The sequence below is a fragment of the Pseudaeromonas paramecii genome, assembly GCF_039540575.1.
In the GTDB taxonomy this organism is placed as follows: Bacteria; Pseudomonadota; Gammaproteobacteria; order Enterobacterales; family Aeromonadaceae; genus Pseudaeromonas; species Pseudaeromonas paramecii.
Map to the genome: position 1 here is coordinate 162209 of NZ_BAABFC010000003.1, position 14944 is coordinate 177152.

Genomic DNA, 14944 nt, shown 5'->3' on the forward strand with positions numbered 1-14944 from the left:
CGGAGGCTTTGGGCATGAGTAACCACTCAGGCTGTGATCCGCATTGAGGTTCCAGGCCTGACCAGGGCGGACGAGTTTGACCTGGCTCGCGCTCTGTTACCATGGCAGCAGCACGGCCCCTGTCTTACGGGTAGAGTGCAACAAGAGGATGTTTTCTTATCGCGGGCATTACATTGTCTCCAGCACTTCGCCTCGTTTGGCCTCGGCCCTCCTGGCTGACCCGCTGCCGCGCCCTGCTCGTCAGGCAGGGTTGGCTGGCGCTGCTGTTGTGCTGCCTTCCCGCCCTGGCCGACAAGCCGCTGACCCTGGAGAGACTCAAAGTGGCCTATGTGTTCAACTTCCTCAAATTTACCCAGTGGCCGCAAGACAGGCGCCCCGACAGCCCGCTGCACCTGTGCCTGGGCAATGCCGATGACGATCTCCACACCGCCTTCACCGCCCTGGAGGGCAAGCAGGTGGACGGCCACCCCATCTACCTGCATCGACTGGGCCCCAAGCAAGCCACCACGGGTTGCCACATCTACTACCTGCGCCAAGGCGGCATCCCGGTCAACCTGAGCCAGCTACGCACCGCCCAACCCGATCTCTTGACCATAGGGGACAGCGACAGCTTCGTGGCGGACGGCGGCCACATCGGCCTCAAGGCGCGAGCCGGTCACCTGCAGTTTGAAGTCAACTTTCCCAGCCTGAAACAGGCACAATTCCAGATCAGTGCCCAGCTGCTGAAGCTGGCCCTTAACGCACGGACGCTTTCATGAGATTTATCCTGTTCTGGCACCATCTCACCCTGGCCAAGAAGACCAGCGCCCTGGTGGTGGGGGTCTGCGCCCTGACCCTGGCCCTGTTCACCGCCGCCTTCCTGACCCAGCAATACGCCATGCTGCGCAACCAGGCCCAAGCCGGGCTGGAGGCCTTGTCCGAGAGCACCGCCTTCAACAGCGCCGCGGCCGTGGCCTTCGAGGATGCCGCCAGCGCCCACCAGACACTGCAATCCCTGCGGGCCGCCCCCGCCGTCACCCGGGCGGTAATCACCCTGCCCTCAGGCCAGGTGCTGGCCAGTTACGAACAGCTCAACTCGGCCCAGGGCAATGACGAGCTCAAGATCAACACCCCCATCAACCTGCAGGGCGAACGACTGGCCACCCTGGAGATCCGGGCCAGCCTGGGTGAGCTGCGTGGCCTCACCCGCCAGAGCCTCATCATGGTGCTGCTGCTGGGGGTGCTGGCGCTGCTGCTGGCCGGCTGGCTGGCACGGCTGGCCGGCCAGATACTCACCCGTCCCCTCACTCGGCTGGCGGAGCTGGCGGATGCGGTGGCCCAGCAACAGAACTACAGCCTGCGGGCCACCGAAGGCATGGGCCAGGACGAGGCCCGCCAGCTGGCGCACCGCTTCAACGAGATGCTGGCCCAGATAGAGCGCCGCAACCGGGCCCTGGCGGCGCACCGGGAGCAGCTGGAGCAGGAGGTTAGCCTGCGCACCCAGGATCTGGTGCAGGCGCGGGATGCCGCCGAGTCGGCCAACCGGGCCAAGAGTGAATTCCTGGCCATGATGAGCCACGAGATCCGCACCCCCCTCAACGGCGTCATCGGCATGACGGATCTGCTGGGGGGCACGGCCCTGGATGACAAGCAGCGCCGCTTCCTGCGGGTGATCCGCCGCTCGGGCGAAGATCTGCTGACCATCATCAACGACATACTGGACTTCTCCAAGATAGAGGCCGGCAAGCTGGAGCTGGAGTGCAGCAGCTTCAACCTCAACCTGCTGCTGGAGGATCTGGTGGAACGCTTCGCCCCGGTGGCCCACGGCAAGGGGCTGGAGATCCTCTGCGCCCCACCGCCCCACACCCTGCACCTGCGGGGCGACAGCAAGCGGCTGAGCCAGGTGCTCACCAACCTGGTGGGCAACGCCATCAAGTTCACCGAACACGGTCAGGTGGTGCTCAAGGTGCAGCTGAACGAGCTGGATGAGGAGCAGGTCAGCTGCCGGTTCAGCGTGACCGACTCCGGCATCGGCATCCCCAAGGATCGGCAGGCCAAGCTGTTCAAGGCCTTCTCCCAGGCCGACAGCTCCACCACCCGACGCTTCGGCGGCACCGGCCTTGGGCTGGTGATCTCCCAACGGCTGGTGCAGCTGATGGGCGGCCAGATCCAGCTGGACAGCGAGCCGGGCCGCGGCAGCGACTTCTACTTCACCCTGACCCTGCCCCAGGAAAAAACCCTGCGCAGCCTCCCCAGCCAACAGCGGCTCAGCAGCCTCAAGGTGTTGCTGGTGGACGACAACCCCACCAACCTGGAGATACTCCAGCACCAGCTCACCGCCTGGCACTGTGACATCGTCAGCACCCAGAGCGTGGCCCAGGCCATGCAGAAGCTGGAACAGGGGCTGCAGCTGGGCAGCCCCATCAACCTGGTGATCACCGACATGATGATGCCGGATGAAGATGGGGTGGATCTGATCCGGCAACTGCAACAACATCCGCAGCTGATGTCACTGCCGGTGATCATCCTCAGCTCCGCCGGCCGCCTGCCGGTGCAACAGGCCTGCCAGGACGCCGTCAATTGCCAGATGCTCAGCAAGCCGGTGCGCCAGTCCGAGCTGTACGATGCCATGACCCACGCCTTGCAACGGCCCCTGCCGGCCCACGCCCCCCAGGCCGCCAGCCAGCCGCTGGCACCCATCCGCCTGCGGGGCCGGGTGCTGCTGGCCGAAGACAATTTGGTCAACCAGGAGGTGGCGCTGGCCATGTTGCAGAACCTGGGGCTGGCCTTCGAGACGGTGACCAATGGCGCCGATGCCCTGGAGCTGCTGGCCCGGGAGCCCGGCACCTTCGATCTTATCCTGATGGACTGCCAGATGCCGGTGATGGACGGCTTCGAGGCCACCGCCCGCCTGCGCCAGCAGGAGTTGTTCCGTGGCAACCACATGCCCATAGTGGCCCTCACCGCCAACGCCGTGTCCGGCGACCGGGAGCGCTGCCTGGCGGCCGGCATGGACGACTACCTCTCCAAGCCCTTCACCCAGGACCAGCTCAGCAACCTGCTAAGCAAGTGGCTGCCCGCCGCCCCCCTGCAGCCGCCCAGCCCACCGGATCGTCCCTCGGCACCCGTGCTGCGGGGCCAGTTGCTGGACAAACGGGCGCTGGACAGCCTGCGCAGCCTGCGGGCCGGTCTGCTGGTGAAGGTGCTAGACTCCTGGCTACAGGAGTCACCTCAGTTGCTCAGTCAACTGGAGCAGGCCCTGGCGGAACAGGATCTGGCCCGCCTGCACCGCGCCGCCCACTCCCTGAAGAACAGCGCCGCCACCTTGGGCGCCAACCAGCTCTCCGCCGTCTGCCTGCAGGTTGAGCAGTTGGCCCGCCAGGAGCAACTGGCCACCATCCCGGCCCTGCTGAAAGAGCTGCAAGATCACTTCGCTGCCGCCCATGCGGAGATCCAATGGTTACGCCAGGAGGAAGAGGCATGAGCCAGGTCAGTCCGCATCAGCCCCCCCTGATACTGGTGGTGGATGACGAAGCCAGTGCCCGGCTCATCATGACCGCCACCCTGGAGGAGGCAGGCTTTGCCGTCATCGAGGCGGACAGCGTGGCCAGCGCCCGCGCCCAGTTTGAGCAGCACGGGCCCGATCTGGTGATCCTGGATGTGATATTGCCGGACGGTAACGGCATCGCCCTGTGCGCCGAGCTGCGCCAGCTGCCCAAGGGCCGCTCCCTGCCCATCGCCATGGCCACCGGCCTGGATGATGTGCCCTCGATTCAGCAGGCCTTTCAGTCTGGCGCCACCGACTTCATCACCAAGCCCATCAGCTGGGGCACATTAGGCCATCGGGTGCGTTATCTGCTGCGCGCCCATCACGCCTTCGAGGAGCTGACCCGCAGCGAACACAAGAACCGCGCCCTGCTCTCCGCCCTGCCGGATCTGCTGTTCAGCCTGGATGGCCAGGGCGTCATCCTGGAGCGGCTGGCCGGCGCCCAGTCACCCCATTGGGGCCAGTGGGATCTCCATGCCGGCGACCTGCTGGCCGATCGCCTGCCCGCGCCCCTGCTGGCGCAGCTGCAACCGGCCCTGCAGCAAACCTTAAGCAGCCAGCATCCCCAGAGCCTGGAGCTGACCCTGCCCCAGAGCGAGGCCGGGGTCTACTGGGAGGTGCGTCTGCTGCCTCGCAATCAGCAGGAGCTGCTGCTGGTGGTGCGGGACATCTCCCGTCGCAAGCGGCTGGAGCATGAGTTGTGGCTTTCGGCCCGGGTGTTCGAGGCCAGCAACGAGGCCATACTGATCACCGACCGGGAGAACCGCATCATCTCGGTCAATCCCATGTTCGAGCAGCTCACCGGCTTCAAGGCCCGGGAGGTGCTGGGCCAGAGCCCGCGGCTGTTGGGCGCGGGCCAGGAACACCGTAGCCTCTATCGCAACCTGTGGGCCCGGCTGCAGGAGCAGGGCGCCTGGCAGGGGGAACTGCAGGACAGGCGCAAGGATGGCCGCGAGTATCCGGTATGGCTCTCCATCAACCTGCTGCGGGACGCGGGCGGCCAGATCGAGTACCACATCGCCAGCTTCGCCGACATCTCGGAACGCAAACGCCAGGAGGCGCAGATCGCCCACCTGGCGTTTCATGATCTGCTCACCGGCCTGCCCAACCGCCGCCTGCTCACCGATCGCATCCAGGTGGCCATGGCCCAGGCGGAACGGGACAGGAACGGCCTGGCGGTGCTGCTCATCGATCTGGATCGCTTCAAGACCATCAACGACTCCCTGGGTCACGACAGTGGCGACCAGCTGCTCAAGCAGGTGGGCGAACGGCTGTTGGCACGGGTACGCCACAGCGATACCGTCAGCCGGATCGGCGGTGACGAATTTGTGGTGCTGAGCCCGGAGTGCAACGAGCCGGCCACCGCCGCCGCCCTGGCCACGGCCCTGTTGCGCGCCCTGGAAGAACCCTTCGATCTGGCCGGCACGCCGCTCATCATCCGCGCCAGCATCGGCATCGCCCTCTATCCGGACAACGGCCAGCGCCCCGACACCCTGCTGGCCAATGCCGATGCCGCCATGTACCAGGCCAAGGCCAACGACGGCAACAACTACCAGTTCTACTCCCCGGAGCTCAACGAGCGCAACCTGGCCCGGTTGCGCATGGAGCTGCGGCTGCGCCAGGCCCTGGAGCGGCAGGAGTTCGTGCTCTACTTCCAGCCCCAGGTGGACGCCGGCAGCGGCCGCCTGGTGGGCGCCGAGGCCCTGATCCGCTGGCAGGATCCCCAGCTAGGCCTGATACCGCCGGGCCATTTCATCCCCCTGGCCGAAGAGACGGGCCTGATCCAACCCATAGGCGACTGGGTCATCCAGGAAGTGTGCCGGCAGCAGCAACGCTGGCGTGCCCAGGGGCTGGAGCTGCCCATCGCCGTGAACCTGTCGGCCCGCCAGTTCCGCCAGAGTGGCTTCATCGACGGCATCAGCCTGGCCCTGGCCCAGACCGGCATCCCCCCCCACCTGGTAGAGCTGGAGCTGACCGAGAGCATGTTGATGCAGGATGTGCAGCAGGCGGCGGCCAAGCTGCACCGCCTCAAGGCCCTGGGCTTTCGCATCGCGGTGGATGACTTCGGCACCGGCTTCTCCAGCCTCAACTACCTGCGCCACTTCCCCATCGATGTGCTGAAGATCGATCAGTCCTTCGTGCGGGAGCTGCTGGAGGATCAGGCCGCCCTGGCCATCATCGACTCCATCATCGCCCTGGCAGGCGCCTTAGGCATGAACACGGTGGCCGAAGGGGTGGAGACCCAGGGGCAAAGAGAGCTGCTGCAACGACACGGCTGCCGCACCATCCAAGGCTACCTCATCGCCAAACCCATGCCGGCGGCCGCCTTCGTGGACTGGCTGGCCAGCTACCAGGCCAACGCCGACCCGGCGTGAGTCGCCCATAAAAAAAGAGCCGTCAGGCTCTTTTTTCTTTTCCCTGTGATGTGCCGGGCTAATCGCCTTCCACCACCCGGGTGGGCCAGCCCATCAGGCTCTGACGTTCGGCCTCGGCCTGCAGCTCGGAGGCCCGCAGGTAGTGCACCGTCTGCCAACCGGCCGGCAGATGCAGCACCAGGGTGTCCCCCTCCAGGCTCATGCGAAAATGCGGCACAGTGCCTTCGGTGCGGCGCATGCACAGGATGATGGCCAGGCGCAGCAGGCGCGCCAGCCGCGTGGCCTGACCGGCAGACACCACACTCTGCCGCTCCAGTGTCTCGGGCTTGAACTCATCCCGCTGGTTGAGCAACAGGGCGGAGAGCAGCTGTTTCTGGGCCGGAGTGAAGCCGGGCATGTCGATGTGGTCGATGATGTAGGCGGCGTGCTGGGGGGCCTTCTTGTACTCGATGCACAGGCCGATCTCGTGCAGCATGGCCGCCCAGCGCAGAATCGGACGACCGTGTTGTTCGCTTAAGTGCCAGCCCGCCTGCAGCTGGGCGAAGCTGTCCAGCACCACATCCCGCACCCGCTCGGCCTGGTTCCGATCCAGCTGATAGCGGGTGATCAGGCTGTCCACGGTGCGCTCCCGGGCATCACACACCTTCTTGCGCCCCATCATGCCGTAGATCAGCCCCTCGCGCAGGGCGCCACCGGCCAGGGTCATGTGGTCAATCTGCAGGGTCTGGAACAGGGCGATGAGGATGGCGAGGCCGGAAGGAAATACGGTGAGCCGCTCCGGCGCCAGCCCTTCCAGCGCCAGGTTGTCCAGGCGGCCGCAGGCGATGGCCTGATCCTTGAGGGTCAAGAGCTTCTCCAGGGTCACCCGCTCGCTGCGCCCCTGGGCAATCATGATCTCCTGCAGCGCCTGTACCGTACCGGAGGCCCCGACACAGGTCTGCCAGCCCAGGGCATGGTAGGCCGCCTGAATGGGGGCCAGCACCTGCTGGGCGCCCTGGATGGCGGCGGCAAAGTTCAGCTCGTTGAGCAGACCATCGGCGAAGAAGCGCTTGAGCCAGGTGACGCAGCCCATGTGCAGGCTGTTGAGCAGGGAGGCCTCGTCCTGTTCGCCGATCACCAGTTCCGTGCTGGCGCCGCCGATGTCGATCACCAACCGCCGCCCCTCACCGCTGGAGGTCCAGGAGACCCCCTGGTAGATGGTGCTGGCCTCTTCCTCGCCGCTGATCACCTCCACCGGCTGGCCCAGAATGCGCTCGGCTTCCACCAGGAACTGATCCACGTTGGCCGCCAGCCGCAGGGTGGCGGTGCCGACGATGCGGGTGTTGGCCTTGGGCACGTCCTGCAGCTGTTCGGCAAACAGCCGCAGACAATCCCAACCCCGGGCCATGGCCTCAGGACTCAGGTTGTAGTCACCGTCCAGACCCGCGGCCAAGCGCACCTTGCGTTTGACCTTGGCCACGGTGCGCACGGCACCGGCCACCTCTCGGACCACCAGCATATGGAAGCTGTTGGAGCCCAGGTCGATGGCCGCATACAGGGGAGATGGATTCACTCTGACATCCTGTCGAAAGCTTACCCTCGGCGGGGCGGACGACGGCGGCTATTTCCGCCGGGCTGGCGTTCGCGCTGATTGCGGTTCACCGCCGGCCGGTAACGGGTGATGCGCTTGGGCGGCGTCACGTCCTCCAGCAGGGCGGTGCGATCGTACTTGCTCACCGGAATGGGGTGATGAATGTACTCTTCGATGGCCGGCAGGTTGAAGGCGTAGTCCTCACAGGCGAAGCTGATGGAGTTGCCGCTCTTGCCCGCCCGACCGGTGCGGCCGATACGGTGCACATAGTCTTCGCAATCATCCGGCAGATCGTAGTTGAACACGTGGGTCACATCCGGGATGTGCAGGCCACGGGCCGCCACGTCGGTGGCCACCAGGATATCCAGCTTACCGGCGGTGAAGTCTTCCAGTATCTTCAACCGCTTCTTCTGCGGTACATCGCCGGTGAGCAGGCCGACGCGATGACCGTCGGCTTCCAGCCAACCGTGGATGTCCTCACAGCAGTGCTTGGTGTTGGCAAAGACGATGGCCTTGTCCGGCCAGTCTTCCTCGATGAGGGAGAGCAGCAGCAGCATCTTGTCGTCGTTGGAGGGGTAGAACAGCTCCTCCTTGATGCGCTGGCCCGTCATCTGCTCCGGCTCCACCTCCACGTGTTCCGGCTCGTTCATGTGCTCGTAGGCCAGCTCCTTGACCCGCAGGGACAAGGTGGCGGAGAACAGCATGTTGATGCGCTGGGTCACGGGCGGCATGCGACGGAACAGGTAACGGATATCCTTGATGAAGCCCAGATCGAACATGCGATCCGCTTCATCCAGCACCACCGCCTGAATGGCCCCCAGGTCGATCACCCCCTGCTTGAGGAAGTCGATGATGCGCCCCGTGGTGCCGATGAGAAAGTCCACCCCCTGCTCCAGGGCCGCCAACTGCTTCTCGTAGGGCTCACCGCCATAGGCCAGCCCCAGGCTCAGGCCTGTGCTCTGGCTCATGCTCTGGGCGTCGTGATAAATCTGCACCGCCAGCTCCCGGGTGGGGGCCATGATGATGACGCGGGGCTGATTGGTCTTGCGCTGTTCAGAGGCGGGGTGAGTCAGCAGGTGGTGAAAGGCCCCTGCCAGAAAGGCGATGGTCTTACCCGTGCCTGTCTGGGCCTGGCCGGCCAAATCCTTGCCGTTGAGCAGCAGGGGCAGGGCCAGCGCTTGAATGGGGGTACAATAATGAAAACCCTTGGCTTCCAGACCTGCCAGCACCCGGGGATCCAGGCCCAGCTGGGCGAACTTTACGTCGGTTAGGTGTGTCTTGCTCATGAGCGGGTAGGTTGTCAGGTTAGGCTTGCAATAATAAACAGGATCCATTCAAATAGGGCAACTATTTGCCTTTTTATTTACATCTTAACCCCCGGCTAAAATTGCGGAGGAAGAGGATGAAAACACAGAACTGGAGTGGGAGATGAGTGACAAGATTGTGCATCTGACCGATGCCGGCTTCGAAGCTGATGTCATCAAGGCCGCCGGCCCCGTGCTGGTCGACTTCTGGGCCGAATGGTGTGGCCCGTGCAAGATGATAGCCCCGATCCTGGACGAGGTGGCCGATGAATACGCCGGCAAGTTGACGGTCGCCAAGCTGAACATCGACCAGAATTCCCAGACGCCGCCCAAGTTCGGCATCCGCGGCATTCCGACCCTGCTGCTGTTCAAGAACGGCACAGTGGCCGCCACCAAGGTGGGCGCCCTGTCCAAGAGCCAGCTCAAAGAGTTCCTGGACGCCAACATCTGATTCGACCCAAGGAGCGCAACGCGCTCCTTTTCTTTGCCCCCTCGCTGGACGCCCCCTTGCATTGGTGCTAACTTACTGTCTGTTTACTGAACGACTTTGCGCTGATCCCACCTGCAGCGGCCTCCGGCACCATCCTAATAACACCCCTGTTGATAGACATTCCTTGCCATGAATCTGACTGAATTAAAGAACACCCCTGTCTCCGAGCTGGTCAAGCTGGGCGAATCCATGGGGATCGAAAACCTCGCCCGCCTGCACAAGAAAGACATCATCTTCGCCATCCTCAAGGCCCACGCCAAGAGCGGTGAAGACATCTTCGGTGACGGCGTGCTGGAAATCCTGCAGGACGGCTTCGGTTTCCTGCGCAGCGCCGACAGCTCCTACCTGGCAGGCCCGGACGACATCTATGTCTCCCCCAGTCAGGTTCGTCGCTTCAACCTGCGCACCGGCGACACCATCTCCGGCAAGATACGGCCGCCGAAGGAAGGGGAACGCTACTTCGCCCTGCTGAAGGTGGATCGGGTCAACTACGACCGTCCGGAAAACGCCCGCAACAAGATACTGTTCGAAAACCTCACCCCTCTGCATCCGACCCAGCGCCTGCGCCTGGAACGGGGTAACGGTTCAACCGAAGACATTACGGCCCGGGTACTGGATCTGGCCTCTCCCATCGGTAAGGGACAACGGGGCCTGATAGTCGCACCGCCCAAGGCCGGTAAGACCATACTGCTGCAGAACATCGCCCAGAGCATCACCAGCAACCATCCCGAATGTGAGCTCATCGTCCTGCTGATCGACGAACGTCCCGAAGAAGTGACCGAGATGCAGCGCATGGTGAAGGGCGAAGTGGTGGCCTCCACCTTCGACGAACCGGCGACCCGTCACGTGCAGGTGGCCGAGATGGTCATCGAGAAGGCCAAGCGTCTCGTCGAGCACAAGAAGGACGTGGTGATCCTGCTGGACTCCATCACCCGTCTGGCCCGTGCCTACAACACCGTCATCCCCTCCTCCGGCAAGGTACTGACCGGTGGTGTGGACGCCAACGCCCTGCACAGACCCAAGCGCTTCTTCGGTGCCGCCCGTAACGTGGAAGAGGGCGGCTCCCTGACCATCATAGCCACCGCCCTCATCGACACCGGCTCCAAGATGGATGAAGTCATCTACGAAGAGTTCAAGGGCACCGGCAACATGGAACTGCACCTGTCGCGCAAGATCGCCGAGAAGCGGGTCTACCCGGCCATCGACATCACCCGTTCCGGCACCCGCCGCGAAGAGCTGCTGGCGCCCCAGGACGAGCTGCAGAAGATGTGGATACTGCGCAAGATAGTCCACCCCATGGGCGAGATCGACGCCATGGAATTCCTCATCGACAAGCTGTCCCTGAGCAAGACCAACGACGAATTCTTCGACGCCATGAAGCGGCAGCAGAAGTAAGTCCGTCTGGGCTAAGAAAAACGCCGGCAATTGCCGGCGTTTTTTATTGGGCGAGTCAGGCTCATTCGGGCAGCAGACTGCGATGCACCTTCACCACTATCTTGCGCAACCCGGCCGGCGCCAGGGGAGTACACAGAGGGGTGTGCAGCTCGCCAGGCGGGAAGATGACAAAGTCCCCCGGCAGCAGGGCCACCAGGCTCTGGGCCGGCGTATCGACGAAGAACAGATCCGGATGCGGATGATCGGCCCGGCTGTGGGGGCCGGTAAAGGGCCCGACGCCCATCCACTCGCGGCCACTGAGCAGCACCTGGATGTCCAGGTGCTCGTCGTGGTACTCGGCCCGGCGTTCCGCCACCGGCTGGCTCAGATCCTCCGACAGGATCAGGAACAGCCGGCCATCGCCCACGAACTCCGGCAGCAGATCGTCATGCTTGCCGGTCTTGGCACTCAGCCAGCGGCTACCATCACCGATCACCTCCTGGAGGATGCGGCGCAGCAGGGCCGGCAGCAAGGGATGTTCCTGAGCCAGATTGCCTTGATACATGTCCGCTCCTTAGGCCACACAGGCCCGGCTGATGATGCCGTCGAGGAAGCGGCCAAAGTCGTGACCATTGTGCTCCAGCAGCTTGGGGAACATGGAGATGGGCGTCATCCCCGGGAAGGTGTTGATCTCGTTGAGCAGTATCTCGTTGTCCTCGGTGAGGAAGAAGTCCACCCGCGACAGGTGCTTGAGCCCCAGCTGGCGGAAGGCCTTGAGGGCATAGGTGCGGATCAGTTCGATCTGCTCGGCGCTGAGGCCGGGAGCCGCCAGATGGGTGGTGGAGTGGCTGCCGGCACTGTACTTCTCCTCGTAGGAGTAGAAGCCATCGCTGGGGGCGCAGATCTCACCGGGGGCCGTGGCCACCAGCTCACCGTCATACTCGTAGACCGCCACCTCCAGCTCCCGCGGCTTGACCGCCTTCTCCACCAGCACCTGCTGGGAGTAGCCGAAGGCCGCATTCACCGCATCGGACAGCGCGGCGGCATCCTTGACCTGGTAGCAGCCCACGGAGGAACCCTGGCTCGCCGCCTTGACGAACACGGTTCCCCAGTTACGCAGGGCCGTGTGAGCCTGGGCGTGGGCCGCCTCGTCGTTCTGGGACAAAAACAGGAAGGGGGTGTTGGGGATGTCCAGGGCACTGAGCCACAACTTGGTGCTCACCTTGTTGAAACACAGCTTGCTGCCTTCGGCCTCGCAGCCCAGAAACGGCAGGCCCATCAGGGTCAGCAGCGACTGGATGTCACCTGTCTCGCCGGGATAGCCGTGAATACAGGGCACCACGAAGTCCACCGGCTGCTGGCCATCGGCAAATTGCAGCTGGCGATCGGCGCCCAGGCGACAGGTGCGGCCATCGGCGGCCACCCAACGATCGGGGAAGATTTCCACCCGGGTCACGCTCAGGTGCGGCAGGCTGCGCAGTTGCAGCTCGAGAAAATTGGCACTGAGCAGGGAGATGTCGTGTTCGCTGCCGCCACCGCCGCACAGCAACAACACATGGAGCTTGTTCATGTCTGAATTCCTTCGGTTCCTTCGGCCCCACGGGAGGCGCGACCTGGCGTGCCAGTCTAGCAAGCCGGATCCGACGATGAAAGGCGCCAGCCCACATCTGTGGCCAAGCCGCCCCCGGCGGGGACAGTAAGGGAGCCAGAAGCGTCGCAAGCTGATAAGCTTAGCCTTCCCATCACCACCCCCGGAGGAAGAGGATGCGACTGCTGATGCTGTGCCTTAGCCTGTTGCTGGCGGGCTGCGTTACCGAGATCGATGGCAAGCCTGTGCCCCCCCCCATGGAGCCCAAGGGTGAGTTCGCCCAGCTGCCTTTCGCCGCCACCCAACAGATGATGGAGCGCCTGCTGGCCGCAGAGGACAAGGCCAAGCAAGAGGTGCTGGCCGCGCCCAATCAACAGACGCCCCCCGTGCTGTTCGCCCTGGCCCTGCTGCTGGAACAGCAAGGGGATCATCAGGGCGCCCTGTTCTGGTACTACACGGCTCAGCTGCGCGCCCGCTCCGATGCCAACAAGTCGCTGGATCCCACCGTCACCGCCGGCGTAACCCAGTTGGGTAGCCAGTTTGGCGGCCTGATCGAGCAATATGCCGCCGGTCACCCGGATCTGGTGCGCTATGTCGTCCCCAAGGTACTGCGCTGGGATGCCAAGGCGATCCGCCAATATGATGCCCGCTGGGTGGCGCTGCAGGGCCAGGATGTGCGGACCAAGACGGTCATCGCCTTCCTGCCCGAGGCCCAGTGGCCGGAAATTGACCGCCTCACCCGAGAAGGCTTTGCCCGGGGTTTCCGCCGGGCCCTGCTCAAACAGAGGCAGCAGCCATGAGCCCGAATCTGGATGCCCTGCGCCACCGGCTGCTGAGCCTGCCCGCCAGCCAGGAGACCTATCCCTTCGGCCCCGAGGTGATGGTGTTCAAGGTGGCGGACAAGATGTTCGCCCTGCTGGCCTGGCAGGAGAACCCCCTGCGGCTGTCGGTGAAGGCCGAGCCCCAGCAGGTGCTCTGGTGGCAGCAGTGCTACCCTCAGATAGGCCCGGGCTATCACCTCAACAAGCGCCACTGGCTCACGGCTCAGCTGGATGAGGCCCTGCCCTGGGAGACCATCTGCCGCCTGATGGGCGACTCCTATGCCCTGGTGGTGGCCGGTCTGCCCAAGGGCCGCCGCCAGGCGTTGCAGGCCGCATCCCGGCCAGACGGTTGCTGATAGGCGTCTCCCCGCCTAGACTCCAGAACCTGGTGCCATCCATGAGTGACCCCATGAAGTACAAAGATCTGCGTGATTTCCTCCATCAGCTGGAACAGCAAGGCCAGCTCAAACGCATCCCCCAGGAGATAGATCCCTACCTGGAGATGACAGAGATTGCCGACCGCACCCTGCGGGCCGGCGGCCCGGCCCTGCTCTTTGAGAACCCCAAGGGCTATGACATGCCGGTGCTGGCCAACCTGTTCGGCACCCCCCAGCGGGTGGCGCTGGGCATGGGCCAGCCCGACACCTCGGCGTTGCGTCAGGTGGGGGAATGGCTGGCGCTGCTCAAGGAGCCCGAGCCACCCAAGGGACTCAAGGATCTGATGGAGAAGTGGCCCCTGTTCAAGCAGGTGCTCAACATGCCGGTCAAACGGCTGGCCAAGGCCCCCTGCCAGGAGCTGGTGCAGGAAGGCGAGGCGGTGGATCTCACCGCCCTGCCCATCCAGCACTGCTGGCCCGGTGACGTGGCGCCCCTGCTCTCCTGGGGCCTGACCATCACCCGCGGCCCCTACAAGAGCCGACAGAACCTGGGCATCTACCGCCAGCAGCTGCTGGGCAAGAACAAGCTCATCATGCGCTGGCTGGATCACCGCGGTGGCGCCATCGACTGCCGCGAGTGGCAGGAGCGCCATCCGGGCAAACCCTTCCCGGTGGCGGTGGCCATCGGTGCCGATCCGGCCACCATTCTCGGCGCCGTGACCCCGGTGCCGGACACCCTGTCCGAATACGCCTTCGCCGGCCTGCTGCGGGGTGGCCGCACCGAGGTGGTCAAGGCCATCAGCTGCGATCTGGAGGTGCCCGCCAGCGCCGAAATCGTGCTGGAGGGCTACATCCAGCCCGGCGAGACGGCCCCCGAGGGCCCCTATGGCGATCACACCGGCTATTACAACGAGGTGGACGAATTCCCGGTGTTCACCGTCACCCATATCACCCGTCGGCGGGATGCCATCTACCACAGCACCTACACAGGCCGCCCGCCCGATGAGCCGGCCATGCTGGGAGTGGCCCTCAACGAGGTGTTCGTGCCCCTGCTGCGCAAGCAGTTCCCCGAGATAGTGGACTTCTACCTGCCGCCGGAGGGCTGTTCCTACCGGCTGGCGGTGGTGACCATGAAGAAGCGCTACCCGGGCCACGCCAAGCGGGTGATGCTGGGGGTATGGAGCTTCCTGCGCCAGTTCATGTACACCAAGTTCGTCATCGTATGTGACGAAGATGTTAACGCCCGGGACTGGAATGACGTAATATGGGCCATCACCACCCGGATGGATCCGGCCAGAGACACCACCCTGATAGAACACACCCCCATCGACTACCTGGACTTCGCCTCCCCGGTCTCCGGACTGGGATCTAAAATGGGGTTGGATGCCACCAACAAGTGGCCCGGAGAGACGCAGCGGGAGTGGGGGCGACCCATCGTCATGGATGAGTCGGTCAAACGGCGTATCGACGATCTCTGGCCAACCCTGGGGATCCTGGACCGGGGTGACAGCTAAGGAGC

The 14944-nt window shown here is 64.3% G+C and carries 12 protein-coding genes; 8 read left to right on the plus strand and 4 right to left on the minus strand.

The annotated features are described in order from the left end of the window. The first annotated feature begins 173 nt into the window (after positions 1-173). Genes ABD847_RS03340 through ABD847_RS03350 form a run of 3 tightly spaced genes read left to right on the plus strand, consistent with a single transcriptional unit; the run spans position 174 to position 5901 of the window. Positions 174-758: a YfiR family protein gene (locus tag ABD847_RS03340; protein WP_345010027.1), complete on the plus strand. Its 585-nt coding sequence runs from the start codon at positions 174-176 to the stop codon at positions 756-758. Further along, positions 755-3463, plus strand: a complete 2709-nt coding sequence (locus ABD847_RS03345) for a response regulator (RefSeq protein ID WP_345010029.1) — start codon at positions 755-757, stop codon at positions 3461-3463. The genes ABD847_RS03340 and ABD847_RS03345 overlap by 4 nt, the downstream gene beginning before the upstream one ends. Further along, the gene (locus ABD847_RS03350) at positions 3460-5901 is read left to right on the plus strand and encodes a two-component system response regulator (RefSeq protein ID WP_345010031.1); all 2442 of its coding nucleotides are present in this window, start codon (positions 3460-3462) and stop codon (positions 5899-5901) included. The genes ABD847_RS03345 and ABD847_RS03350 overlap by 4 nt, the downstream gene beginning before the upstream one ends. Positions 5902-5959: 58 nt before the next feature. Here ABD847_RS03350 and gppA read toward each other — a convergent pair whose 3' ends face one another. Together gppA and rhlB are read right to left on the minus strand one after the other, a co-directional pair. After that, positions 5960-7453: a guanosine-5'-triphosphate,3'-diphosphate diphosphatase gene (gppA, locus tag ABD847_RS03355; protein ID WP_345010033.1), complete on the minus strand. Its 1494-nt coding sequence runs from the start codon at positions 7451-7453 to the stop codon at positions 5960-5962. Between the two features lie 20 nt (positions 7454-7473). After that, entirely contained in the window at positions 7474-8757 is a 1284-nt protein-coding gene (gene rhlB / locus ABD847_RS03360; protein WP_345010035.1) for an ATP-dependent RNA helicase RhlB, read from the minus strand. Positions 8758-8899: 142 nt separating this feature from the next. Here rhlB and trxA point away from each other — a divergent pair, with 142 nt between their 5' ends. Both trxA and rho read left to right on the plus strand, forming a co-directional pair. Continuing rightward, positions 8900-9226, plus strand: a complete 327-nt coding sequence (gene trxA / locus ABD847_RS03365) for a thioredoxin TrxA (RefSeq protein WP_345010037.1) — start codon at positions 8900-8902, stop codon at positions 9224-9226. A 168-nt stretch (positions 9227-9394) separates the two neighbouring features. Next, positions 9395-10660, plus strand: a complete 1266-nt coding sequence (rho, locus tag ABD847_RS03370) for a transcription termination factor Rho (RefSeq protein ID WP_345010039.1) — start codon at positions 9395-9397, stop codon at positions 10658-10660. A 61-nt stretch (positions 10661-10721) separates the two neighbouring features. Here the strand turns inward: rho and ABD847_RS03375 are convergent, their stop codons facing one another. Next, a complete protein-coding gene (locus tag ABD847_RS03375; RefSeq protein WP_345010041.1) occupies positions 10722-11204 on the minus strand; it encodes a NanQ anomerase/TabA/YiaL family protein in 483 nt (160 codons plus the stop codon). Positions 11205-11213: 9 nt separating this feature from the next. Beyond that, entirely contained in the window at positions 11214-12209 is a 996-nt protein-coding gene (locus ABD847_RS03380) for a D-alanine--D-alanine ligase (protein WP_345010043.1), read from the minus strand. A 194-nt stretch (positions 12210-12403) separates the two neighbouring features. Between ABD847_RS03380 and ABD847_RS03385 the strand changes: the two genes are divergently transcribed. The 3 genes from ABD847_RS03385 to ubiD are packed head-to-tail and all read left to right on the plus strand — an operon-like array spanning position 12404 to position 14939. After that, the gene (locus ABD847_RS03385; protein ID WP_345010044.1) at positions 12404-13027 is read left to right on the plus strand and encodes a hypothetical protein; all 624 of its coding nucleotides are present in this window, start codon (positions 12404-12406) and stop codon (positions 13025-13027) included. Further along, positions 13024-13404, plus strand: a complete 381-nt coding sequence (locus tag ABD847_RS03390; RefSeq protein WP_345010046.1) for an MmcQ/YjbR family DNA-binding protein — start codon at positions 13024-13026, stop codon at positions 13402-13404. Before ABD847_RS03385 ends, ABD847_RS03390 begins: the two co-directional genes overlap by 4 nt. 53 nt (positions 13405-13457) lie before the next feature. Beyond that, complete coding sequence (gene ubiD, locus ABD847_RS03395) at positions 13458-14939, plus strand: 4-hydroxy-3-polyprenylbenzoate decarboxylase (RefSeq protein WP_345010048.1); 1482 nt, start codon at positions 13458-13460, stop codon at positions 14937-14939. Positions 14940-14944 lie beyond the last annotated feature (5 nt).